Annotated in this window: 21 protein-coding genes and 1 pseudogene; 13 read left to right on the forward strand and 9 right to left on the reverse strand. The window is 72.7% G+C overall.

Annotated features, from left to right (window positions below; genetic code table 11):
* Nucleotides 1–9 precede the first annotated feature (9 nt).
* From ACIPYQ_RS24005 to ACIPYQ_RS24025, 5 genes are all read left to right on the forward strand, one after another.
* Entirely contained in the window at nt 10–1,350 is a 1,341-nt protein-coding gene (locus tag ACIPYQ_RS24005) for an ABC transporter permease subunit (RefSeq protein WP_361766221.1), read from the forward strand.
* Nucleotides 1,347–2,303: a carbohydrate ABC transporter permease gene (locus ACIPYQ_RS24010; RefSeq protein ID WP_401254627.1), complete on the forward strand. Its 957-nt coding sequence runs from the start codon at nt 1,347–1,349 to the stop codon at nt 2,301–2,303. Before ACIPYQ_RS24005 ends, ACIPYQ_RS24010 begins: the two co-directional genes overlap by 4 nt.
* Before the next feature lie 203 nt (nt 2,304–2,506).
* Nucleotides 2,507–2,926, forward strand: coding sequence for an aspartate 1-decarboxylase (gene panD / locus ACIPYQ_RS24015; RefSeq protein ID WP_214953674.1), 420 nt, complete (start codon nt 2,507–2,509; stop codon nt 2,924–2,926).
* Between the two features lie 15 nt (nt 2,927–2,941).
* On the forward strand, nt 2,942–3,301 hold the full coding sequence (locus tag ACIPYQ_RS24020) for a GNAT family N-acetyltransferase (protein ID WP_401254631.1): 360 nt from the start codon (nt 2,942–2,944) through the stop codon (nt 3,299–3,301).
* Complete coding sequence (locus tag ACIPYQ_RS24025) at nt 3,298–3,954, forward strand: aspartate/glutamate racemase family protein (protein WP_401254634.1); 657 nt, start codon at nt 3,298–3,300, stop codon at nt 3,952–3,954. Before ACIPYQ_RS24020 ends, ACIPYQ_RS24025 begins: the two co-directional genes overlap by 4 nt.
* A gap of 247 nt (nt 3,955–4,201) precedes the next feature.
* On the opposite strand, the gene gndA is transcribed toward ACIPYQ_RS24025, so the two are convergent.
* The gene (gene gndA, locus ACIPYQ_RS24030) at nt 4,202–5,647 is read right to left on the reverse strand and encodes an NADP-dependent phosphogluconate dehydrogenase (RefSeq protein ID WP_401254637.1); all 1,446 of its coding nucleotides are present in this window, start codon (nt 5,645–5,647) and stop codon (nt 4,202–4,204) included.
* A gap of 194 nt (nt 5,648–5,841) precedes the next feature.
* Here gndA and ACIPYQ_RS24035 point away from each other — a divergent pair, with 194 nt between their 5' ends.
* The gene (locus tag ACIPYQ_RS24035; RefSeq protein WP_401254640.1) at nt 5,842–7,158 is read left to right on the forward strand and encodes a transglycosylase family protein; all 1,317 of its coding nucleotides are present in this window, start codon (nt 5,842–5,844) and stop codon (nt 7,156–7,158) included.
* 96 nt (nt 7,159–7,254) lie between these two features.
* Here the strand turns inward: ACIPYQ_RS24035 and ACIPYQ_RS24040 are convergent.
* Nucleotides 7,255–7,995: pseudogene (locus tag ACIPYQ_RS24040) on the reverse strand (DMT family transporter); the annotation flags it as partial.
* A 292-nt stretch (nt 7,996–8,287) separates the two neighbouring features.
* Between ACIPYQ_RS24040 and ACIPYQ_RS24045 the strand changes: the two are divergent.
* Complete coding sequence (locus ACIPYQ_RS24045) at nt 8,288–9,775, forward strand: SDR family NAD(P)-dependent oxidoreductase (protein WP_401254643.1); 1,488 nt, start codon at nt 8,288–8,290, stop codon at nt 9,773–9,775.
* Between the two features lie 35 nt (nt 9,776–9,810).
* On the opposite strand, the gene ACIPYQ_RS24050 is transcribed toward ACIPYQ_RS24045, so the two are convergent.
* Nucleotides 9,811–10,272, reverse strand: coding sequence for an HD domain-containing protein (locus tag ACIPYQ_RS24050; RefSeq protein WP_401255034.1), 462 nt, complete (start codon nt 10,270–10,272; stop codon nt 9,811–9,813).
* 342 nt (nt 10,273–10,614) lie between these two features.
* Here ACIPYQ_RS24050 and ACIPYQ_RS24055 point away from each other — a divergent pair, with 342 nt between their 5' ends.
* Together ACIPYQ_RS24055 and ACIPYQ_RS24060 are read left to right on the forward strand one after the other, a co-directional pair.
* Complete coding sequence (locus tag ACIPYQ_RS24055) at nt 10,615–10,791, forward strand: hypothetical protein (RefSeq protein ID WP_361759439.1); 177 nt, start codon at nt 10,615–10,617, stop codon at nt 10,789–10,791.
* 172 nt (nt 10,792–10,963) lie between these two features.
* On the forward strand, nt 10,964–11,947 hold the full coding sequence (locus tag ACIPYQ_RS24060) for an NAD-dependent epimerase/dehydratase family protein (RefSeq protein ID WP_401254645.1): 984 nt from the start codon (nt 10,964–10,966) through the stop codon (nt 11,945–11,947).
* Here the strand turns inward: ACIPYQ_RS24060 and ACIPYQ_RS24065 are convergent.
* The 3 genes from ACIPYQ_RS24065 to ACIPYQ_RS24075 form a co-directional block, all read right to left on the reverse strand.
* Complete coding sequence (locus tag ACIPYQ_RS24065; protein ID WP_401254648.1) at nt 11,933–13,372, reverse strand: lipase maturation factor family protein; 1,440 nt, start codon at nt 13,370–13,372, stop codon at nt 11,933–11,935. The genes ACIPYQ_RS24060 and ACIPYQ_RS24065 overlap by 15 nt on opposite strands.
* Nucleotides 13,373–13,392: 20 nt before the next feature.
* A complete protein-coding gene (locus ACIPYQ_RS24070) occupies nt 13,393–13,926 on the reverse strand; it encodes a DUF1990 family protein (RefSeq protein WP_401254651.1) in 534 nt (177 codons plus the stop codon).
* Between the two features lie 65 nt (nt 13,927–13,991).
* On the reverse strand, nt 13,992–14,900 hold the full coding sequence (locus tag ACIPYQ_RS24075) for a YndJ family protein (protein WP_401254654.1): 909 nt from the start codon (nt 14,898–14,900) through the stop codon (nt 13,992–13,994).
* A gap of 163 nt (nt 14,901–15,063) precedes the next feature.
* Between ACIPYQ_RS24075 and ACIPYQ_RS24080 the strand changes: the two genes are divergently transcribed.
* Together ACIPYQ_RS24080 and ACIPYQ_RS24085 are read left to right on the forward strand one after the other, a co-directional pair.
* A complete protein-coding gene (locus ACIPYQ_RS24080) occupies nt 15,064–16,419 on the forward strand; it encodes a DUF6777 domain-containing protein (RefSeq protein WP_401254657.1) in 1,356 nt (451 codons plus the stop codon).
* Nucleotides 16,420–16,426: 7 nt separating this feature from the next.
* Nucleotides 16,427–18,490 carry a SpoIIE family protein phosphatase gene (locus ACIPYQ_RS24085; RefSeq protein WP_401254660.1) on the forward strand — a complete coding sequence of 688 codons (2,064 nt, stop codon included), beginning with the start codon at nt 16,427–16,429 and terminating at the stop codon, nt 18,488–18,490.
* A gap of 70 nt (nt 18,491–18,560) precedes the next feature.
* On the opposite strand, the gene ACIPYQ_RS24090 is transcribed toward ACIPYQ_RS24085, so the two are convergent.
* Nucleotides 18,561–19,613: a serine hydrolase domain-containing protein gene (locus tag ACIPYQ_RS24090; RefSeq protein WP_401254663.1), complete on the reverse strand. Its 1,053-nt coding sequence runs from the start codon at nt 19,611–19,613 to the stop codon at nt 18,561–18,563.
* A 267-nt stretch (nt 19,614–19,880) separates the two neighbouring features.
* Here ACIPYQ_RS24090 and ACIPYQ_RS24095 point away from each other — a divergent pair, with 267 nt between their 5' ends.
* The gene (locus ACIPYQ_RS24095) at nt 19,881–20,246 is read left to right on the forward strand and encodes a hypothetical protein (protein WP_361759407.1); all 366 of its coding nucleotides are present in this window, start codon (nt 19,881–19,883) and stop codon (nt 20,244–20,246) included.
* Here ACIPYQ_RS24095 and ACIPYQ_RS24100 read toward each other — a convergent pair.
* Nucleotides 20,209–20,664, reverse strand: coding sequence for a hypothetical protein (locus ACIPYQ_RS24100; protein WP_401254666.1), 456 nt, complete (start codon nt 20,662–20,664; stop codon nt 20,209–20,211). The two genes, ACIPYQ_RS24095 and ACIPYQ_RS24100, sit on opposite strands and share 38 nt — an antisense overlap.
* 179 nt (nt 20,665–20,843) lie before the next feature.
* Nucleotides 20,844–21,731, reverse strand: coding sequence for a LysR family transcriptional regulator (locus ACIPYQ_RS24105; protein ID WP_401254669.1), 888 nt, complete (start codon nt 21,729–21,731; stop codon nt 20,844–20,846).
* A 94-nt stretch (nt 21,732–21,825) separates the two neighbouring features.
* Here ACIPYQ_RS24105 and ACIPYQ_RS24110 point away from each other — a divergent pair, with 94 nt between their 5' ends.
* A complete protein-coding gene (locus tag ACIPYQ_RS24110; protein WP_401254672.1) occupies nt 21,826–22,563 on the forward strand; it encodes an SDR family oxidoreductase in 738 nt (245 codons plus the stop codon).
* The last annotated feature ends 20 nt before the right edge of the window (nt 22,564–22,583 follow it).

Consider the following 22,583-nt stretch of genomic DNA (forward strand, 5'->3'; position numbering starts at 1 on the left):
GCGCCCGCCATGGCCGACACCATGACCGCCCGCCCCGCGGCCGACGGGCGGCGCCGGGCCCAGCGCAGGAAGCGCCGCCTCGCGGTCGTCTTCGTCCTGCCGGCCCTGCTGCTCCTCGGCGCGCTGGTCGTCTACCCCGTCCTCTTCTCCTTCGGCCGCAGCCTCTTCGACGCCGACGGCGACCGCTTCGTCGGAGCCGCGAACTACGCGGCGATCGTGCAGGACCCGGCCACCCTCAAGGCCATCCGCAACAGCGCCGTCTGGGTCGTCGTCGCCCCCACCCTGCTCACCGGACTCGGGCTGATGCTCGCCGTGCTCACCGAGAAGGTGCGCTGGGCGACCGCGTTCAAGCTCGTGCTCTTCCTGCCCATGGCCGTCTCGTTCCTCGCCGCGGGCATCATCTTCCGGCTCGCCTATGAACAGGACCCGGACCGGGGCGTCCTCAACGCCGCCGTCGTCGGGGTCCACGACGGTTTCGACGACGCCGCCGCCTATCCGACGGCCCGGGCCCGGGAGGGCCACGGTCTGACGGGCACGGCGGGCGGCCCGTACAGCACCGGGAGCACCGTGCGACCCGGGGGCTCGCTCAGCCTCGGGTTCCTCGGGGTCGCACCCGACGCGATGCCCGCCGAGGCGAAGGCCGCTGCGGACGCGGCCGCCGCGGCGCCCGGCACGGACGCGATCGGGGGCGTCGTCTACCTCGACTTCGCCCCCGGCGGCGCGGGCACGCCGGGCCGGGTCGACCCGGGCGAGAAGGGGCTGCCCGGCATGACGGTCGAGGCCGTACGGGACGGCCGGGTGGCCGCGACCGCCACAACGGCGGCGGACGGCTCCTTCCGCTTCGCCGGGCTGGCCGACGGCGACTACACCGTCCGGCTGCCCGCGGCCAACTTCGACGCCCCGTACCAGGGCGTGGACTGGCTCGGTCCCGCGCTGGTGACGCCGGCCATCATCGGTGCCTACCTGTGGGTCTGGACGGGCTTCGCGATGGTCCTGATCGGCGCCGGCCTCGCGGCCATCCCGCGCGACGCGCTGGAGGCCGCGCGGATGGACGGTGCCACCGAGAGCCAGATCTTCCGCAAGATCACCGTGCCGTTGCTCGCACCGGTGCTCACCGTGGTCTTCGTGACCCTGGTGATCAACGTGATGAAGGTCTTCGACCTCGTCTACATCATCGCGCCGGGCCCGGTGCAGGAAGAGGCGAACGTGCTGGCCACCCGCATGTGGCTGGTCTCCTTCGGCGGTGGCAACGACCAGGGGCTCGGCAGCGCGCTCAGCATGGTGCTCCTGCTGCTGGTCGTCCCAGCGATGATCTTCAACGTTCGGCGTTTCCGAAGGAGTGGAGCATGAGCGGCCACAGCACCGTCGAGCGGCCCGGGCCGTCCCGGCGGACGACGGCGGTCCGGCCCGTCCCCCCGTCCCCGTCCACCTCCGCGACGGCGTCCGCACCCGGACGCCGTCGCGGGGGCCGGCTCTCGCGCCTCCTGGGCAGCTCCGTGGTCCAGGGCATCCTGATCCTGGTCGCCCTCGTATGGATCACACCGCTGGCGGGCCTGCTCCTGTCCTCCATGCGCTCCGAGCAGGACAACGCCACCGACGGCTGGTGGACCGCGCTCACCGATCCGTCCCAGCTGTCCCTGGACAACTACGGCGCCCTGCTGAAGGACTCCGGCATCGCGGGGGCCTTCTGGAACACCGTCCTGATCTCGGTGCCGACCACCGTCCTCGTCGTCGCCATCGCGGCACTCGCCGGATACGCCTTCGCCTGGCTGGAGTTCCCCGGCCGGGACGGCGTCTTCCTGGTGGTCGTCGGGCTCCTCGTCGTACCCGTGCAGATCGGGCTGCTGCCCGTGGCCAAACTCTTCGGCGCGGTGGGACTGTTCGGCACGGTCACGGGCGTCGTCCTCTTCCACGTCGCCTACGGCCTCCCGTTCGCCGTCTTCCTGCTGCGCAACTACTTCGCCGAGATACCGCGCGAGATGCTGGAAGCCGCCCGGATGGACGGCGGCAGCGAGTGGCGGATCTTCTCCCGGCTCGTGCTGCCGCTCGGCCGGCCGGCCATCGCCAGCCTGGCCATCTTCCAGTTCCTCTGGGTCTGGAACGACATGCTGGTGGCGCTGCTCTTCGCGGACAGCGAGTCCCAGCCGCTCACCGTCGCGCTGCAGTCCCAGATGCGGCAGTTCGGAAGCAACATCGGCGTCCTCGCGCCGGGGGCGTTCCTGTCCCTGGTGGTCCCGCTGATCGTCTTCTTCGCGTTCCAGCGCCACTTCGTGCAGGGCGTGATGGCAGGCTCGGTGAAATAGCCGCCCCACCCCTCCCCACCCGCAGGCCCTGCCGCCGGCGCCCCGCCCCCGGGACACCAACGGCAGGGCCCGCAGGGTTTCCACGGGACCGGGCCCCGCGCCGAGCGGGACAGCTGACCGGAGAAGCGAATCGTTGTAGGCTCCGGCGAACGCCCTTGACCTGCGGGAAGCAGGCAGGGAGCAGACATTCCGGGAGTTTCCACATGCTTCGTACCATGTTCAAGTCCAAGATCCACCGGGCCACCGTCACCCAGGCCGACCTGCACTACGTCGGCTCCGTGACCGTCGACGCCGATCTGCTGGACGCGGCGGACCTGCTGCCCGGGGAGCTGGTCCACATCGTGGACATCACCAACGGGGCCCGGCTGGAGACCTACGTCATCGAGGGTGAGCGCGGGTCCGGGGTCATCGGGATCAACGGGGCCGCGGCCCATCTCGTGCACCCCGGAGACCTGGTCATCCTCATCAGCTACGCACAGGTCGAGGACGCCGAGGCGCGCGTGCTGAAGCCCCGCGTCGTGCACGTGGACGGCGACAATCGGATCGTAGAGCTGGGCGCGGACCCCTCCGCCCCGGTGCCGGGTACGGATCAGGAGCGCAGCCCCCACGCGGTGGCTGTCTGACGGGAGTCGGGGACCATGCCGGAGAGCCAGAGCGCGCCGATCGAGTTCCGGGACGAGCGCAAGGCCGGGCGGCTGCTCGCCGTCGAGGGCGGGGCGGTGGTCGGCTTCATCGCCTACTTCGTGCTCGCCGAGGCCCCCCACGCCCTGGTGGCGGTGCACACCGTCGTCGAGCCGGCCCATGAGGGCCGGGGCATCGCCGGGGAGCTGGTGAGGACCTTCTACGGGATCGCCGCCGCCGAGGGCGTGCCCGTGGTGCCGCTCTGCCCGTACGCGGCGAGCTGGGCCGCCAAGCACCCCGACCAGGCGCCCGAGCCGGCCGCCGGGGTCGTGGCGACGGCCAAGGCGCAGCTCGACTCGGACTCCGACCTCTGGTGACGCGGGCGGGCCTGGTCCTGCTGCACACCTCGCCCGTGCACGTCCCGGTCTTCGACGCGCTGCGCGACCGGCACCACCCGGGGGCCGTACTGCACCACCTGGTGGAGCCGGAGCTGCTGGAACGGGCCCGCACCGAAGGGCCCCGGGCCGTGGCCCCGGCCCTGCTTGCGGTGCTGGCCTCGGCGCCGGCCGCCGCCGGGCCCGCGCCCGTCCTGGTCACCTGCTCGACCATCGGGGCGACCGCGGAGTCGCTGGCTCCGGAGCTCGGTGTCCCCGTCCTGCGGGTGGACCGGCCGATGGCGGCCGCCGCGGTGCGCACGGGCGCGCGGATCGCCGTACTGGCCGCCCTGGAGTCGACGCTCGCGCCGACCGCGGAGCTGCTGGCCGAGGAGGCGGAGGCGGGCGAGCGGCGCGTGTCCGTCCGTACGCACCTGGTCGCCGGGGCCTGGGAGCGCTTCGAGGCGGGGGACACGGGCGGCTACCTGGCCCGCGTGGCCGCGGCCGCCGATGCCGTCACCGGCGCGGACGTCATCGTGCTGGCCCAGGCGTCCATGGCCGGGGCCGCCGGCCTGACCACGAGCCCGGTCCCGGTGCTGTCCAGCCCTGCCCCGGGACTGGCCGCCGGCCTGCGGTTGACGTCGGCCTCGCGGTAGGGGGCGTACCCGCCGCCATCGCGGGAAACTGGAACATATGGGACGAAACGTAGAGCAGACCCAGCCGCCGCCTCCGGAGCCCAGCCCGTTCCCCGATCCCGAGCCCATGCCGCGGCCCGTGCCGCCCGTGCCCGGACCGGTCCCCGAGCCGGACCCGATCCCCCCGCCTCCGGGACCCGCACCGATCCCCCAGCCGGGGCCCCTCAGCTAGGCATCCGGGCCCCCGACTAGGGCGGCGCGCCGGGCATCAGTCCGTGCGGACCTCCGAGCGGTCGCCGCTCCACAGGGTGTGGAACGAGCCCTCGCGGTCGGTCCGCCGGTAGGTGTGTGCCCCGAAGAAGTCGCGCTGCCCCTGGGTGAGGGCCGCCGGCAGCCGCTCGGCGCGCAGGGCGTCGTAGTACGCCAGTGAGGCCGCGAACGCCGGGACCGGGATGCCCTGGCCCACGGCCGCCACGATCACCGCGCGCCAGTCCTCCTGCGCCGCGCCGATCTCGTCCGCGAAGCCCGGGTCCGCCAGCAGGCTCGGAAGGTCCGGCCGGGCGTCGTAGGCCGCCCGGATCCGGTCGAGGAACGCGGCCCGGATGATGCAGCCGCCGCGCCACAGCGAGGCCATCGCGCCCAGGTCCACTCCCCACCCGTACTCCTCGCTGCCCGCGCGGATCTGGTGGAAGCCCTGGGTGTACGAGACGATCTTCGACGCGTACAGCGCCTGCTCCACCTGCGCGGCGAAGGCCTCCGCCGCCTCCGGCGCGAGCGCGGTGGCGGTCGGGCCCGCGAGCCCGCGTGCGGCCGTCCGCAGGTCCGCGTGGCCGGAGACGGCGCGGGCGAAGACCGCCTCGGCGATCCCCGACACCGGCACCCCCAGGTCGAGGGCGATCTGCACGGTCCAGCGGCCGGTGCCCTTCTGCTCGGCGGCGTCGGCCACGACGTCGACGTACGGGCGGCCGGTCGCGGCGTCCGTGTGCGCGAGCACCTCCGCCGTGATCTCGATCAGGTACGAGTCCAGGCGCCCCCGGTTCCAGCCGCGGAAGGTCTCCGCGATCTTCGCGGGGGAGTAGCCGGCGACCTCGCGCAGCAGGTGGTAGGCCTCTGCGATCAGCTGCATGTCGGCGTACTCGATGCCGTTGTGCACCATCTTGACGAAGTGTCCGGCGCCGTCGGGGCCCACGTGCGAGGTGCACGGCGTGCCGTCGGCGGCCTTGGCGGAGATCTTCTCCAGCAGCGGGCCGAGCGAGGCCCACGACTCCTGCGAGCCGCCGGGCATGATGCTCGGGCCGAGGAGGGCGCCCTCCTCGCCGCCGGAGATGCCCACGCCGACGAAGTGGATGCCCTGCTCGCGCAGTTCCCTCTCGCGGCGCCGGGTGTCCTCGAAGTGGGCGTTGCCGCCGTCGATGATGACATCGCCCTCCTCCAGGAGCGGGGCGAACTCGCGGATCACGGCGTCGGTCGGGTCCCCGGCTTTCACCATGACGACGATGCGGCGGGGGCGCTCCAGCGCGTCGACGAACTCCTTCGCCGACTCGGCGGCCACGAAGCTGCCCTCGTGCCCGAATTCGTTCACCAGGGCCGTGGTCTTGGCCGAGGTCCGGTTGTGGACGGCCACCGTGAACCCGTTGCGGGCGAAGTTGCGGGCGAGGTTGCTGCCCATGACGGCCAGTCCGGTGACGCCGATCTGGGCTGTGCTGGTGCTCATCGTTGCGCTCCTGCGTGCTTCGGTGTGCTTCGGTGTGCGGGACTGCCGACGCTACCCCCACGCGGCTGCCCGTGGATCTCCTGACGGGCAACACACCGTCAAGTACCGCTGGCGAGCGCCCCGTTGCGCCCCTTGTCATGCTCTGTTCGCAACGTTAAGTTGTGCGGTTCCTGATGTCTTCAATGGGGGCTCCCATGGGTGTACGGGGCCGGCACCGCCGGTATCAGCCGAGCAGTATCAACCGGGCCTCGCTGGCCGTCACCGCCGGCGGCGCCGGGATGGCGCTCCCGCTCATCGGCGCCGGGGTCGCCCACGGCGCGACCGTGGACACCTGGGACAAGGTCGCCGCCTGCGAATCCACCAACAACTGGCGCATCAACACCGGGAACGGCTACTACGGCGGCCTCCAGTTCAGCCAGAGCACCTGGCGGGCCTTCGGCGGCGCCGCCTACGCGCCGCGCGCCGACCTGGCCACCAAGGACCAGCAGATCGCGGTCGCGGAGAAGGTCCTGAAGGGCCAGGGCCCCGGGGCGTGGCCGCAGTGCGGCAAGAAGGCCGGCCTCACCCGCAGCGGCCCGGCACCGGCCGTCGCCCCGCAGGCGCCGTCGCAGCCAAAGACGCAGTCCGCGGCGCAGCCCGAGGCCGTGACGCCGTCCCAGCCGGTGAAGACGGCGGCCCCGGCGCAGGCCGGCGCACCCCGCCCGACGGGGACCTCCGTCCTGCCGAACCCGTACGTCGTCGCGCCCGGCGACTCGCTCTCCGCGATCGCCACCGATCAGCGCGTCGAGGGCGGCTGGCAGGCGCTGTACGAGACCAACCGCGCCACGGTGGGGCCCAACCCGAACCTGATCTTCCCGGGCCAGCGGCTCACCCTGCGGATCACCGCCACACCGGCCAAGCCGCCCGCGGAGCCGTCGACGCCCCCGCCCGCCCGGCAGGACCCGGAGAAGCCGCCGCGGACCGCCGACCCGGTGAAACCGAGGGAGCCGTCGGCCGAGAAGCCCGCGGAGAAGCCCGCACCGCCGAAACCGGCCGAAAAACCAGCCGAAAAGCCGGCCGAGAAGCCCGCGACGCAGCCCGCCTCAGCGCAGCAGAAGCCGGATGCGGGCGGTTTCTCCGCCCCCGTCGACGCCGCCCTCGGCACCGCGTACCGCGTCTCGGGCTCCCACTGGTCCAGCGGCTACCACACGGGCGTCGACTTCCCCGTGGCGACCGGCACCACCGTCAAGTCGGTCGGGCCCGGCCAGGTCGTCTCCGCCGGCTGGGCCGGTGCCTACGGCTACCAGGTCGTCATCCGGCACACCGACGGCCGGTACTCCCAGTACGCCCACCTCTCGGCCCTCGGCGTCAAGGCCGGCCAGCAGGTCTCCGGCGGCCAGCGGATCGGCCGCTCCGGCTCGACCGGCAACACCACCGGCCCGCACCTGCACTTCGAGATGCGCACGGGACCCGGATACGGCTCCGACATCGACCCGCTGAAGTACCTCCGGGGCCACGGAGTCCGCATCTGACCCGCGCACGTGCGAGGGCACGACCGTGAGCAGGACCAGGCCGGCCGCCGCCACGAGGGCGCTGGCCACCGCCGCGGCCGTGCCCGCGGCCCCGTACCGGAAGCCCTCGTCGAACAGGGTGATGCCGACCGTCGCCGCGACCACCGGGTTGATCACCGTCACGGTGGCCAGCGGCGCGGTCAGCCCGGCGCCCCGGTAGGCCGCCTGCGACAGCAGCAGCCCGGCGGCCGCCAGCGCCGCGATCGCGGTCAGGTCGGGCCACAGGACGCCCAGCGCGCCGGGGGCGAAACTCTCGGCGACCGACTTGGTGAACACCGAGGCCATGCCGAAGGCGGTACCGGCGGCCCCGGCCAGCAGCACGCTGTGCAGCACCGGCCGGCGCATCCGGTGCGCGGCCACGAACAGCACCGCCACCACCGCCCCGGTCACCGTCAGCAGCAGGCTCCCCTCGCCGTCCGCCAGTGACTGCACCGCCCGGCCGTCCCCGCCGGTCAGCGCCAGCAGCCCGGCGAGACCCACCGTGGCCAGGACCGCCCCGCGCCAGGCCGCCGCGCCCGCCCGGCGCCGTACGAAGACGGCCGCCATCGGCAGCGCGAAGACGATGGTGAGCGCTCCCAGCGGCTGCACCAGGCTCAGCGGTCCGTACGCGAGGGCCACCACGTGCAACAGCGCACCGAGGCCGTTCAGCCCCACCGCCACCCACCAGCCGGCCCGCCGCAGCGGGGCGTACGGGCGGTCCGGCGTGCTCGCCGCGACCCGTTCCTGGACGATCGCGCCACCCGCGTACGCCAAGGCGGACACGAGGCAGAGCAGGACCGCCAGCGCCAGTGCACTCATAAGGTCCACAATGCCCGACCCATCTGCGCTATTCCTCCGCCCACAGGTGGTCACCGGTCATACTCCCGGCGTAGTACAGGAGTACGCCAGCGTGGCCCTTACAGCAGCGGAAGACGACCCCTAAGCGCCCCGGGAGCCACCACGGCCGACCCCTACCGTGACCGGCCGCTCGCGGTCCGTGCAGGATCCGGGAGCGGGTTTGGCTCCAGGCGCGTGGGATCCGTACAGTTCCCCTTTTGAGGACTTCCGCAGCAGGCGGATGCGGACGAGTGATCAAGGAACGGCAGCGGCCATGACGGTGACCGAAGAAAGCCACGACCACGGGCAGGCCTACGGGCCGGGCATCGACCCCGAGCGACTGGCTCTCTGCCTCAGCGTGCTCGACGAGCTGGACAAGCTCGACGTCGACCACCCCGACGCCATCACCGTACGCCGCGCCACCGCCGGCCTGTACCGCACGGTCAAGCAGCGCCGCCGCCAGGAGCGCCGCGCCGCCAAGACCGCCAACGACAAGGCCGTCACCGAGGCCACCGCGACCGGTTCCGCCGAGCGCATCGACGACGAGACCGAGGGCATCCTGCCCTCCTCGGTCACCGAGGCCGGCCGCATCGCCGGGATACTCCAGCGCCCGCGCTCCTGCTACATCTGCAAGACGCGGTACGTCGAGGTCGACTACTTCTACCACCAGCTCTGCCCGGAGTGCGCCGTCGAGAACCGCGCCCGGCGGGAGGCCCGCGCCGACCTCACCGGCAAGCGCGCCCTGCTCACGGGCGGCCGGGCCAAGATCGGCATGTACATCGCGCTGCGGCTGCTGCGCGACGGCGCCCACACCACCATCACCACGCGCTTCCCCAAGGACGCCATCCGCCGTTTCAAGGCGATGGACGACTCCGCGGACTGGATGCACCGCCTGGAGGTCGTCGGCATAGACCTGCGCGACCCGGCCCAGGCCGTGGCCCTCGCCGACCAGGTGGCCGCGGCCGGCCCGCTCGACATCCTGATCAACAACGCGACGCAGACCGTGCGCCGCCTGCCCAGCGCCTACGCGGCGCTGGTCGAGGGGGAGACCGCCCCGCTGCCCGCCGGTGAGCTCCCCGCCCACCACGTCATCGGCGCCTTCAACTCCGGCGCGGTCGACGGCCTGGCGGCGCTGCCCGTCGGAGTGAGCGGGCTGGAGGCGCAGAAGGTCGCCGACCTCGCCCTGGTCGCGGGCAACGCCAGCCTGGAGCGGCACCTCGCCGGCACCGCCATCGACGCGGGCGGCCTGCTGCCCGACGTCGTCGAGAGCAACACCTGGGTGCAGACCATCGACCAGATCTCCCCGGTGGAGCTGCTCGAGACCCAGCTGTGCAACTACACGTCGCCATTCATCCTGATCAGCGCGCTCCGGCCGGCCATGGCGGAGGCCGCCCGGAAGGCGTCCAGCGGGCGTGCGTACATCGTCAACGTCTCGGCGATGGAGGGCGTCTTCAGCCGCGGCTACAAGGGAGCGGGGCACCCGAACACCAATGCCGCCAAGGCCGCGATGAACATGGTGACGCGGACCAGCGGTCAGGAGATGTTCCAGACCGACCGCATCCTGATGACCTCGGTCGACACCGGCTGGATCACCGACGAGCGCCCGCACTTCGACAAGCTGCGCCTGGCCGAGGAGGGCTTCCACGCCCCGCTCGACCTGGTCGACGGCGCGGCGCGGGTCTACGACCCGGTCGTCCGCGGCGAGGCCGGCGAGGACCTGTTCGGCGTCTTCCTGAAGGACTACGCCCCGGCGAACTGGTAGTCCCGGCGGCCCCTGGGCCGCCCCGGGGACAGCCCTTACGGCATGCCCGCGATCGACCCCCTCGGAGAACCGAGGGGGTCGATCGCGTTCCGGGCGGGCGCGGCCCGGCAGGACCCGGCCGCGACCAGTTCCAGCAGCGGCCGCCAGTCCTCCAGCACGCCCGCGTCCAGTCCGGACCCGGCGGCCGCGTCGTGGGCCTGGCGCAGGGTGGCCACCGCGTCGGCGTCGTCGCCCTGCCCGTCGGCCCCACCGGCCCGGTCGCTCCCCGCGCCCGGGGCGTGCAGCCGTACGAGCCGGGCCACCCGCTCGCCCAGCAGCGGGCGCACCGCTTCCGCTGCGAGTACGGCGTGTCGCGCTCCGTCACCCGGACGGAGCAGCCGTCCGATGCCGTGCAGCAGGCCCGCGAGCTGCAGTTCCTTGTCGGAGGGGTGGGAGCGGCGGATCAGCGCGGCCATCCGCAGAGCGTGGTCGTCGCGGCTGCGGTGCAGCAGGTCCATCAGCTCCACCACGCTTGTGACGTACGGTACTTCGGCCTCCGGCACTCCGGACCTCGACACCGCCGACCCCCTCCGTCGCGCCTCGCGCATCCGGGTCCGAGCACACCACCCGTGACGTACCCGCCGACCTACGACTTGCTGAACTCGGGACGAAACTAAGAGGGCGCAGCGGATTTTGCCTTCCTATCGAGCGGAGGTCCGCTCATATGTGTACTCTGGGGCATCAAGACGGCCCCCATCCGGGCCGCGCTCCATTAAGGCGCCACCGCGTCCGGAAAACCCTTGATCCCTTGCCCGGCGCGCGGTCCGCCTGCCGGGTTACGCGACACAAAGGAGTGCGCGGTGACTGAAATGACGCAGCCCGAACCGACGTTGCTGGAGCGACCGGCATCCCGGGCGAAGAAGCCCCGGACCGACGAACTCGGCAGCCTCGAGGTCTGGGCCCGCTCCGCCCCGATCCGGCTCGCGGGGTACGAGGACGACCTCGCCGAATCGCACATCCTGCCCGGAATCGACTGATCCGCAGAGCAGTGCAGAGCGCCCCCGTGCCGATCGGCATCGGGGGCGCTGCCCTTCCCGGCGGCAACTCGGCGGCTTCCCGGCGGGTTCCCTTCCCGCGTACGCCCTGAGCGTCATCGCTGTCGGCGATCACCGCTTCCGCGCCCCGCACGCCACCGGCAGGCTGGAGCGCATGAAACTGCTGATGCTGGGTGGTACCGAATTCGTCGGCCGCGCGGTCACCGAGGAGGCCCTCGACCGGGGCTGGGAGGTGACCGTCTTCCACCGCGGACACCACGCGCCGCCGCCGGGCACCTCGGCCCTGCACGGGGACCGCACCGCCCCCGGGGGCCTGGACGCCCTCGCCGCGGGGGAGTGGGACCTCGTCGTCGACACCTGGGGCGGCGCGCCCGCGGCGGTGCGTGACAGCGCCCGCCTGCTGAGCGGCCGTGCCCGGAGGTACGCGTACATCTCCAGCCGCTCGGTGTACGCCTACCCGGCCCCCGCGGGGCTGGGCGAGGACGGCCCCCTCGTCGAGGGGTCGCCGGACGCCGCGGCCACCGCCTACGCCGAGGACAAGCGGGGCGGCGAACTCGCCGCGCTGGACGCCTTCGGTGACCGTGCCCTGCTCGTGCGCGCCGGACTCGTCCTCGGCCCGTACGAGAACATCGGCCGGCTCCCGTGGTGGCTGAACCGCACCGCACGCGGCGGCCCGGTGCTCGCCCCCGGCCCGCGCGGACTCCCGCTCCAGTACATCGACGTACGCGACCTCGCGCGCTGGACCCTGGACGCGGCCGAGGCCGGGCTCGGCGGCCCGTACAACCTCGTCTCCCCGGTCGGGCACGCCACCATGGGCGCCCTCCTCGACGCCTGCGCCGCCGTCACCGGCGGCGGCGCCGAACTGCGCTGGACCGAACCGGCGCTGATCCTCGAGGCCGGCGTCGAGCCCTGGACCGAACTCCCGGTCTGGCTCCCCGAGGGCGAGCTGCACGACCACATGTTCGGCGGGGACGTGAGCAGGGCGCTGGAGGCCGGCCTGAAGTGCCGCCCGGTCGAGGAGACCGTGGCCGACACCTGGGCCTGGCTCCGCACCCTCGGCGGGCAGGCCCCGCAGCGGTCCGACCGGCCGGCCCCCGGACTCGACGCCGAGCGGGAGGCCGCTCTACTCGGGCTCTGACAGCCAGGCGTCCGCGAGACGGGTCGGCGGGAGGTACTCGCGCACCAGCGTGCGGTGCCACCAGGCCCCAGTCTCGCGCAGCTCCCGCCAGGTCGTGAAGCGGTAGCGGTAGAGCAGGGCCCGCACGTAGACGGGCGGCGCGTCCGGGAACGGGTTGTGGCGCAGCAGCCGCAGCGTGTCCCGGTCGCCCGCCAGCAGCCGCTCCACGAACGGCCCGAACCAGTCGCGCGCGTAGCCCGGGGAGATGGCCGCGAACCACATCAGCCAGTCCAGCCGCAGGTGGTACGGGGCGAACTGACGCGGGATCCTGCGCAGTTCGGTCGGTTTGCCCCGGAATCCGTACTCCCGCCAGGCGCCGTCCTCGTGCGGGACCCGGTCCGCGGTGCCCTCCACCACCACCTCCATGCGGACCCGGCCGACCGAGCCGAAAGCCCCGTAGGTGTTGACCAGGTGGAGTGCGTCGAAGGAGCGGTTCATCACCTGCCGGCGCGAGATCATGTTGAGCACCGGGCGGCGGCTGAGGAACAGTACGAGGGCGGTCACCGCGCAGACCAGGACCACGAACCACACGGGAGCCCCCTGCGAGGCGGCGGCCGGCGGAGGGCCCGCGAGCCCGGTGAAGTCCACGGCCGAGAGGGCCAGCGTGATCGTCAGCCAGTTCAGCCAGGCGAAGTTGCCGGACAGTACCAGCCACAGCTGCGTCGCGACGATGATCCCGGCGGCGTACGAGGCCACCGGCTGCGGGGTGAACAGCAGGACCGGGACGACCAGTTGGGTCACGTGGTTGGCCGCGCACTCCACCCGGTGCAGCGGCTTCGGCAGATGGTGGAAGAACCAGCTCAGCGGCCCGGCCATCGGCTGGGTCTCGTGGTGGTAGTAGAGGCAGGTCAGCTTGCGCCAGCAGGAGTCCCCGCGCATCTTGATCAGCCCGGCCCCGAATTCCACGCGGAAGAGCACCCAGCGCAGCAGCCACAGCACCAGCACCGGTGGTCCCGCCCAGGCGTTGCCGAGGAACACGGCGAGGAAGCCCACCTCCAGCAGCAGCGACTCCCAGCCGAAGGAGTACCAGGTCTGCCCCACGTTCACGATGGAGAGGTAGAGCAGCCACAGCAGGGCCCACATGGCCATGGCGGCGCCCAGCGGCACCTCGTCCCCGGCTCCGGCGGCCAGTGCGGCGGCCAGTGCCGCGCCGGTCCAGGCGCAGCCGGCGAAGAGCCGGTCGGAGTAGCGCAGTTGGAACAGGCTTGGGGCGCGCCGGAAGGGCACGTACCGCACGTAGCGCGGCACGGGCAGCATGCCGTGCGCCCCGATCAGGGCCCGGAACTGCAGGGCGGCCCCGACGAAGGCGACGAGGTAGACGCCGGCCAGCGCCCGCTGGAAGACCAGCCGGGCGAGCCAGTATCCGGGCGCCGTGAACCAGTCCATCGCCTCCAGTATCGGACCGGTCAGGCGGCGGTGGCCAGCTTGCGCAGGCGGTGGCCCAGCCAGCGGGCGTAGCTCAGCTGGAGGAAGGGGACCACCGGGCCGGCCAGACGGGTGTACCAGGCGTTCGGGCGGCTGAAGGCGGTCACCGTGAACCACACGGCGCCGTCGCGGTCCATGTCCACGATGAAGGACTCCTCCCCGCACTCGGGGTGGCCGGGCCGGGTCCCGTAGGCGAAACCGATCCGCGCGGGCTCGTACGCGGTCCAGACCACCTCGCACGGGGCGTCGACGCGCAGCGGCCCGACGCCGATCCCGACGACCACGCGGCTCCCGGGCCGGACGGCGCCGGCGTCGGCGCGCACCCGCATCCCGGAGGTGCGGTGCGCGTGGAAGGTGGTCACCGCGGTTCCGGCGGCCTCGAAGACGGCGCGGCCGTGCCCGAGGCGGGTGCGGTGGTTCAGGTGGTGATATCCGGCGGGCAGCGGCCGGTGGGCCGTCGCGCCCCTGTCGGGGTAGTTGACGGTGTCCCGGCCGGCGCTGATGAGGCGGGTCATGGCGAGGTCTCCAGTCGGTGGGTGGTCGGTGGCGGATGGCCGGCGTGGTGATCAGCGGTGGGCGATCAGCGGTGGGTGGTCAACGGCGGGTGTTCGACGGTGAGCGGCCGGTCGCCGTCGGCGGGCGGACGGGGGTCGGTGGTGAGCCGCCGCCAGGCCAGTACCGAGCAGAGGGCGAATCCGAGGGCGTTGCCGAGGCCGTGGGTCGCGGCCATCCAGGTCAGGGTGGGGTGCACGATCCCGGTGGCCTCGCCGACCGCCCACCACAGGGCGAGCAGCATGGTGGCCACCAGCACGGCCGCCGAGGTCGCGAGCAGCGCCCGCGTGCCGCGGTCCCGGGCCGCGGGCCGGATCTCCCGCCAGGTCAGCAGGGCCACGGACCACATCCCGCCGGTCAGCACCACCGCGCCCACCAGCTCCGCCCAGTCGTCGACGAAGTAGCCGAGCAGCACCAGCAGGGTGCCGGCCGGGACGCTGTACGCGGCCCAGCGCGAGAGCCCCGTCGCGGGCCGGTCCCGGACGGCCCGGCACACGAGCCCCGCGACCAGCGCGGCCGTGAACCCGGCGAAGTGGAAGTGCGGCACGGTCAGCGCCAGGATGTCGAGGTCGAAGTCGAAGAGCCGGTACCCGGCGCGCTCGGCGACCAGCGCGGTCCCGGCGATCGAGGGCGAGACCAGCGCGGTGGCGACGGCGATCTCGGCTGGGCCCAGGGCCGGGGCGCGCCCCGGGGTGCGGCCCCGCAGCAGCCGGACCGGGGCCCGGACCGCGAGCGCCAGGCAGGCCGCCGCGTAGAGTGCGGCGAGCGCCGTGGCGGTCAGCCCGCGCGGCAGCCAGAGGCACAGCGCTCCGGGGGCGGCGAGCAGCGGCCAGAGGCGGGCGGTCCGGCGGAGCCCGGCCGGGTCGATCAGGCGCAGGCCCGCCGGGACGACGTACAGCATGCCCAGGGTGACGATCATGTTCACCAGTACCGTCATCCTGGACTCCCCCCAATGCTGCGGCCGAACGCCTTGAACGCGTTCAACTCACGGTGGTGAGCCTACGGCCTTCCTTGAACATGTTCAAGACGCCCTCCGGTTGCGGGTCTCGCGCGCATGGGGCAGACAAGAGGGAGCAACCGGGGCGAAAAGGGAGATCCACGTGCATGCACCGTCAGATCCGACATCTCGTCAGACGTCGGGCCGTCACCTACCGGCCGGCGCCGCCCTCTTGGCCCTCCTCGGCCTGTTCGCCGCGGGCTGTGGCCACGCCGAAGAGCCCAAGAGCGCGGCCGGACCCGAGAGCCAGGAGGTCTACCTGCAGCCCGTGGCCTCCGCCGGCCCCGACCCCTTCACCGCCTCCTCGGCCACCGCCGAGTCCGCTCCCGTACAGCCCCCGCTGCCCAATCCGACCGGACAGGGCATCCGCACCATCAACGCGGCCACACCCGGCCTCTACGGCGGCACCCAGCGGCTCGGCAGCTGCGACGTGGAACAGCAGGTCCGCTTCCTGACCGCCGACAACAACAAGGCCCGCGCCTTCGCCCAGGCCGCGGACATCGAGCAGGCGAGCATCCCCGAGTTCCTGCGCGGCCTCACCCCCGTCGTCCTGCGCGCCGACACCCGCGTCACCAACCACGCCTTCCGCGACGGCGGCGCCGACGGCTTCCAGTCCGTCCTGCAGGCCGGCACCGCCGTCCTCGTCGACGAACACGGGATGCCCCGGGTGCGCTGCGGCTGCGGGAACCCGCTGGCCTCCCCGCTCGCCGCCAAGGGCTCCCCGGTGCACAAGGGCGACCCGTGGAGCGGCTACCAGCCCAACCAGGTCGTCGTCATCGAACCCACCCCCCACGTGATCAACAACCTGGTGATCGTCAACATCGCCGACAACACCTGGATCGAACGCAAGCGGGGCGACGACGGCGCCCAGGACCGGCCCCCGCGCACGCTGCCCCAGTACGACCCGGCCGACGGCATCCCGTCGGGGCCCGTCACCCCGTCGGGGTCCGCCTCGGTCCAGCCGTGCCAGAACGATCCCGCCGCCGCGGGGCCGGACTGCCGGCCGACCGGAACGGCCCAGCAGAATCCGCAGACCCCGCAGAACCCGCAGGGCGAGAACCCGCCGCAGAGCCCGGGCGTCCCGCAGACCCCGGGTTCGCCGTCGGACTCCGTCACCCGGCCGCAGCAGCCGCGCTCGGACAGCCCAGCAGACGTGCCCTCCGACCTGCCGGGAGACGTGCCCTCGAACATTCCTTCGGACATCCCGTTCGACCTGACGCAGCCCAACCCGGACGACCCGGGGCTCGTGCCCGACCCCGACGCAGCGGTGCCGCAGCCGAACGACCCCTATGCCGATCCGTACGCCGATCCCTATGCCGATCCGTACGCGGACCCGTACACGGTCCCCTCCGCAGACCCGTATACGGACCCGTATGCCGACCCGTACACGGACCCGTACGTCGACCCGGACCTGCAGCCGCAGCCCTCGGACGGGAGCCAGTCGCTGGAGAGCGCCTGACCGGCCCGTGTGTCATGGTGGATCGGTGCCGACCACCGTATCTCTGCCGGACGACTGGCCCGCACACCCGGACCGGTCGCTCTCGCTGAACCGCATGGGCAGTTTCGACTGGGACCTCGTGACCGGTCTCATGCACATGGACGAAGCGGCCCTCGACGTCTTCGACACGACCCCCGACGAGTACGACGGACGGCCCGAGTCGCTCTCCCCGCGCGTCCCGGCCACCGAGTCGACGCGCCTCGACGCCCTCGTCTCCTCCGCCCTCAAGAGCGGGACGGACAGCTACGGCGCCTACTTCCGCATCCGGTGCCGCGACGGGCTGCTGCGCTGGACGCACACCCAGGGCCGCGTCATGCGCGGCCCGGACGGGCGGCCGTACCGGATCATCGGCATCGTCCGCGACGCGACCGACGAGCTCAGCCACTCGGCGGAGCGCCTCGGCCTGGACGAGGAACGGCGCCGCCAGACCTCGGTGGTCGAGTCCACGACGGCCGCCCTCGCGCACGCCCGGACCGTACGGGACGTCATCGACGTGATCGGCGACGCCCACGGCCTGGAGCGGCTCGGCTCCATGGGCATGGTGATGGGCCTCGTCGAGGCCGGGCGCATCCACCTGGTGGCCGAGGGCCCCCAGGACAGTTTCGTCCCCGGCACCCGCTACACCCGGATCGACGAGCAGTACCCGATGAGCGAGGTCGTCCGCTCGCTGCAACCGCGCTTCCTCGACTCCGCGGACGAGTTCGCCGAGGGCTATCCCGAGCTCTGGTCGAAGATCTCGTACATGCGGATCTCGGCGGCAGCCTATCTTCCGCTCATCGCCCAGGCCCGTCCCATCGGCGCGATCGGGCTGCTCTACCAGGACAAGGACGGCTTCACCCAGGAGGAGCGCAACCTGCTCGTCGCACTGGGCAGCAGCATCGCGCAGAGCCTCCAGCGGGCCATGCTGCTGGAGCAGGAGCACGACCTCGCCGAGGGCCTGCAGCAGGCCATGCTGCCGAGACGGATCCCCTCGGTGCCCGGAGGGGAGATCGCCGTACGGTACCGCTCGGCCAGGATGGGCCGGGACATCGGCGGCGACTGGTACGACGTCATCCCGCTGCCGGGCGGCCGGGTCGGCGCCGTCATCGGCGACGTACAGGGCCACGACACGCACGCGGCGGCGGTCATGGGCCAGCTCCGGATCGTCCTGCGCGCGTACGCGGCCGAGGGGCACTCGCCCGGCACCGTCATGGCCCGCGCCTCCGTCTTCCTGCACGAACTGGACACGGACCGCTTCGCGACCTGCACCTACGTGGAGGCCGACCTCTCCACCGGAGTGCTCCAGCTGGTACGGGCCGGCCACATCGACCCCCTGCTGCGCACCCGCGACGGGGACTGCCACCGGCTCCCGGTGGGCGGCGGGATGCCGCTGGGCCTCTCGGCGGAGTTCGGCCAGCTCGAATACCCGGTGACCACGGTGGAACTGGACCCGGGGGAGACGCTCCTGCTGTGCACCGACGGCCTGGTGGAACAGCCCGGCGCCGACCTCGACGACGGCATCCAGCTGCTGACCTCCCAGATGTGCAGCGGGCCGGCCGACCTGCAGTTCCTGGCGGACCGGCTGTGCGCGCTCGCCGACGACCGGGGCGGGAACGACGACATGGCGCTGCTCCTGCTGCGCCGCGAGGTGGCGGCCGCCCCGCAGGCCGGCAGCCGCCTGCAGCAGCACGTGTCACCCGGGGATCCCGAGGCCCTGGTGGCGGCCCGCCACATGATCGGGGCGGCGGTGCGCGCGTGGGGCGCGCGGGAGCGGTCCGACGAGATCGAACTGGTGGCGGACGAGCTGATCGTGAACGCCCTGATGCACACCGACGGCCCGGCGATCGTCACCCTGCGCGTCCTGGCGGGCCACGAACGCAGGCTGCGGGTGGAGGTCGAGGACCGCTCCAGCGCGCTGCCGCGGCGGCGCGAGGCGGGGGAGGCGGGCGTCTCGGGCCGCGGACTGATGCTGGTGGACCGGCTGGCGGACGTGTGGGGCGTGGAACCGCGGGGCGGCGGCAAGTGCGTGTGGTGCGAGTTCGTCATGGGCTGACGGGCCTTGCGGAAGGCCCGTCCTGACGGGGGAGATCGCGGCCTTCGGCCGGAGCGGCTCCGAGCCGTGGTCAGTGCGGCGTGGCCGCACGCTCCGTCTGCAGGGTGCGCAGGAGGTCGAAGGCGGGGCCGTCCACCGGGCGCCGGGTGTTGCCGAGGGCGATGACGGCGAGTCGCTTCTCCGGGTCGAACCCGACGAAGGAGGAGAAGCCGCCGGTTCCTCCGTTGTGCCAGATCTGGAGGTGGCCGCCCTGCCGGGGGTGCAGGCGGTGGGCCATCCAGCCGAGGTGCACCCAGGCGAAGGAGCTCCGGCGGTGCTCGAACGCACGGCTCAGGCGGATCGCCTCGGCGAGCCCCGCGGGGCCGCCGTCCAGCTGGGCCCGTACGAAGGCCACCAGGTCGGTCGCGGTCGACCGCAGGCCGCCCGCTCCCGCCAGGTCGGCGAGGTGCCACGGAGCGGTGGGCCGCCCGCGGCGCGCGTGGCCCTGTGCGGAGCGTTCCGAGCGGGTGCCGTCCACCGTGACGACGGTGTCGGTCATGCCCAACGGGGCGCAGATCTCCCGGGTGATGAGGGTCTCGTAGTCCGTGCCCGCCCGGCGGGCGAGAGCCAGTCCCAGCAGCCCGGCTCCGAGGTTGGAGTAGCGGAACCGCTTCCCCGGAGTGGCCCCCAGGCGGGTCCGGGCCAGCCCGGACAGCAGGACGTCGGCCGTGCAGCCGGCGTACGGATCCGGCTTCGAGGGGCGCAGCAGAGCCTGGAGCAGCATGCCCTTCGGCAGTCGCGGCAGGCCGGAGGTGTGGGTGGCCAGATGCTGCAGGGAGATCGCCTGGCCGTCCCGTGACGGAACGGCCGTCCCGGCGGGCAGCAGATCGCCGAGCGGCTCGTCCAGGCCCACCGTGCCGGCGGAGGCCAGGCTGGTCAGGGCCAGGGCGGTGAACGCCTTGGTCACCGAGCCGATCTCGAACAGGGTGCCGGGACCGGGGACGCGCCCGTGGTCCGCGCCGGTGCTTCCCGCACCCCGTATCTCCACGACGTCGTCCGCCACCGCGGCCACCACCACACCGACGTGCTGCGCGGCCAGCCGGTCCGCGGTCTGCTGGGCGAGCGTTGCGAGTTCTTGTGCCATGACGCACATCATGGCGGCGTCCACCCGTGCGACCAGTGCGCCCTGATGATGATTTCCGCCCGTCGGCACTGCGACCTGAGCAGTACGGCGAGGACGGCGGCGCCCAGGGCACCCCACCCCCGCACCCTGCGGCGCTAAACCGCCGCAGGGTTATGCCCCAAAGGTGACTGTCTGCAGCCTGCACTGATCGGATAGCAATGAGGCGGCGCCTGGTACGGCCTGCCGATGGTCGGCGGCGATCCCAGCGTGCCGAGGAAGGAACGTCCCGTGATCCGCACCCGTTTCGCCGCCGCTCTGTCCACCATGGCCGTCACCGCCCTCGCGATCACCGCGAGCCCCGCCTCGGCGGCACCGGGCGACACGCTCACCATGTGCTCCAGCACGCTCACCCCGGACGGGTGGGTGGACGCCCAGTGGTGGAACAGCGGCGGGTGCGGCTCCGGCTTCACGCCCAACACCAAGCAGATCAAGGACCTCAGGGGCTACCCGGTCGGTACCCAGGTCAACGCCTGTGCCTCCACCTGGCCGCCCGCCGGCTGGACCATCACCAACACCTACTACTCGAGCGGCTGCCGCTACTCGGCCGTCCCCAGCTTCAGCCCGAACACCTGGACCCTGAAGCGCACTTCCTGACCTCGCGCGGCGCCTGCGGCCGGCGCAGGAACGCGGCGGCAACGGTCAGCACGACGGCAAGGCCTGCCAGCACGCAGACGAGCACGTTGATCGACATGGAGACGTACTCCACCGTCGGGCCATCGGTGTAGACGCAGGCGCTGCGAAGAGGCCAGTACTCCTGTTTCACGCTCGCCAATTCGGCACCGAGGGCGTTCCGGTCTTCGCACAGTTCGGGGAACGGGCCTCCCAAGGTGACGGAGTACCAGCCGTAGCAGTACACGGCCGCTGCCGAAGAAGAGAAGATCAGAACGAGCACCGCACAGAATGCGGACCGCGGCAGGGGCGGGTTCTTCAGGAGGAGTACAGCGGTCACGATGCCCGCTCCCGCCGTGGCCACACTGAGGAGCAGCAGCACGCCCATCAACGCCACCGGCACGGTGTCACCTTCTCCTCTGACGCTCTGACAGCAGAAAGACGCCCGCATCAGCTGCCGAAGTCAGGCCATGTTTCCGGTGGTTGAGAGTACAGGTCGGGATCAGATCCACCCTCCTGAAGCGGCTGGTCAGGGCGCTGGCGTGGCGGGGTCCTGACCGGCTACTCCATGGTGGCAGCCGCTCAATGCGTCAGCGCGGTGTCCGGAATCAGCCGCGTGGCGGTGCGGATCAGGCTGGCGAGGGCGAGTGAACGGCTGTGCGGGGGCCAGGCGATGTGGGTGTGGACGGGGGGTGCGTCGGTCAGGGGTACGGCGGCGTGCTCGTGCCATAGCCAGGTGCGGGCGGAGTCCGGGACGACGGCCATGGTGCGTCCGAGGGCGATCAGCTGGGCCAGCTGCGTGTGGTCGCGGACTTCCGGGCCTGGACCGGGTGCGTAGGCGCCGTGTCGTGGCCAGCGGGCGATCGGGAGATCGGGGACGTCGCTGATGTCGGCCATGGACAGAACCTTGCGCGCCGCGAGCGGGTGCCTTGCGGGCAGGACGGCGATCCGCCCTTCGGTCAGCAGTTCTTCGCTGTCGAACCCGGCCAGGGAGTTGAACGGCACGATGAGGAGCGCGACATCGGCGCGGCCGTCGCGCAGCATCTGCTCCTGCTCGGTGAAACCGCCGGCCAGCACCTCGATCTCGGCGGCGTCGGGCTCGGCGGCGTAGGCGTCGAGCAGCCGCTGCAACAGATCGTGGGAGGCGGCGGCCTTGACCGCGATGACCAGGCGTTCTCGGGGGCCGCCCGGACGGTCTGTGCTGCCGAAGCGGCGGGTGCGTCGCGCCGCGGCGGCGGTCGCGTCCAGGGCCGCGCGACCCTCGTGCAGCAGCACCTCGCCGGCGCCGGTCAGGCGCACGCCGCGGCGGTCGCGGTCCAGCAGACAGACCCCGAGGCGTTTCTCGAGCCGCTGGATGGCTCTGGACAGCGGCGGCTGGGCCATGCCCAGGCGTTCGGCGGCGCGGCCGAAGTGCAGCTCCTCGGCGACGGCGATGAAGTACCTGAGCTCGCGGGTCTCCAAGGCGTCCACGGCTGTCCCCTTCCTGCGCTGATACCTGGTGGGTATCGCAGGATACCGCTTCGGTGTTGGACGCTCCGCTCGGCTGAGGGCGAGCATCGATGTCATGAGCAAAGCGAAGATCGCGCTGGTAACCGGCGCGAACAAAGGCATTGGGTATGCAATCGCGGCCGGTCTGGGCGCCTTGGGACACCGCGTGGGCGTGGGAGCCCGTGACGAAAACCGGCTCGGGGCCGCTGTCGGGAAGCTGCGCGCCGCCGGGGTCGACGCGTTTGGCGTGCCGCTGGACGTGACCAGCCGACGCAGCGTCACCGAGGCCGTCGAACTGGTCGAGCTGGAGGCCGGGGGCCTCGACGTCCTGGTCAACAACGCCGGCATCTCGGGGGAGATGGGGCCGGGGTGGGCCCAGGATCCGACCGGCCTCGATCTCGACGTGGTCCGGACGGTGGTGGAGACCAACGTGCTGGGCGTCATCCAGGTGACCAACGCGATGCTGCCGCTGCTGCGGCGCTCCAGGTCGCCCCGCATCGTCAACGTCTCCAGCGCCGTCGGCTCCCTGACCCGGCAGGCGGACCCGGACATCGAGATCGGTCCGGTCATGGCGGCCTACGCGCCGTCGAAGACGTTCCTCAACGCCGTCACCGTGCAGTACGCCCGCCAACTCGCCGGCACGGGCATCCTGATCAACGCCGCCTGCCCCGGTCTGGTAGCGACCGACTTCACGGGCTTCCACGGACCCCGCACCCCCGAGCAGGGCGCAGCCACGGCGATCCGGCTCGCCACGCTGCCGGACGGCGGCCCGAGCGGTTCGTTCTTCGAGGACGACGGGACCATCCCCTGGTGACCCCGCGCCAGATGGTGTCT

The organism is Streptomyces sp. NPDC090045 (assembly GCF_044747975.1).
Lineage (GTDB): Bacteria > Actinomycetota > Actinomycetes > Streptomycetales > Streptomycetaceae > Streptomyces.

Coding starts and splice junctions, on each gene's coding strand:
- ACIPYQ_RS24005 (WP_361766221.1), top strand. CDS start 10: ATGGCCGACACCATGACCGCCCGCCCCGCGGCCGACGGGCGGCGCCGG.
- ACIPYQ_RS24010 (WP_401254627.1), top strand. CDS start 1,347: ATGAGCGGCCACAGCACCGTCGAGCGGCCCGGGCCGTCCCGGCGGACG.
- panD (WP_214953674.1), top strand. CDS start 2,507: ATGCTTCGTACCATGTTCAAGTCCAAGATCCACCGGGCCACCGTCACC.
- ACIPYQ_RS24020 (WP_401254631.1), top strand. CDS start 2,942: ATGCCGGAGAGCCAGAGCGCGCCGATCGAGTTCCGGGACGAGCGCAAG.
- gndA (WP_401254637.1), bottom strand. CDS start 5,647: ATGAGCACCAGCACAGCCCAGATCGGCGTCACCGGACTGGCCGTCATG.
- ACIPYQ_RS24035 (WP_401254640.1), top strand. CDS start 5,842: ATGGGTGTACGGGGCCGGCACCGCCGGTATCAGCCGAGCAGTATCAAC.
- ACIPYQ_RS24045 (WP_401254643.1), top strand. CDS start 8,288: ATGACGGTGACCGAAGAAAGCCACGACCACGGGCAGGCCTACGGGCCG.
- ACIPYQ_RS24050 (WP_401255034.1), bottom strand. CDS start 10,272: ATGGACCTGCTGCACCGCAGCCGCGACGACCACGCTCTGCGGATGGCC.
- ACIPYQ_RS24060 (WP_401254645.1), top strand. CDS start 10,964: ATGAAACTGCTGATGCTGGGTGGTACCGAATTCGTCGGCCGCGCGGTC.
- ACIPYQ_RS24065 (WP_401254648.1), bottom strand. CDS start 13,372: ATGGACTGGTTCACGGCGCCCGGATACTGGCTCGCCCGGCTGGTCTTC.
- ACIPYQ_RS24070 (WP_401254651.1), bottom strand. CDS start 13,926: ATGACCCGCCTCATCAGCGCCGGCCGGGACACCGTCAACTACCCCGAC.
- ACIPYQ_RS24075 (WP_401254654.1), bottom strand. CDS start 14,900: ATGACGGTACTGGTGAACATGATCGTCACCCTGGGCATGCTGTACGTC.
- ACIPYQ_RS24090 (WP_401254663.1), bottom strand. CDS start 19,613: ATGGCACAAGAACTCGCAACGCTCGCCCAGCAGACCGCGGACCGGCTG.
- ACIPYQ_RS24110 (WP_401254672.1), top strand. CDS start 21,826: ATGAGCAAAGCGAAGATCGCGCTGGTAACCGGCGCGAACAAAGGCATT.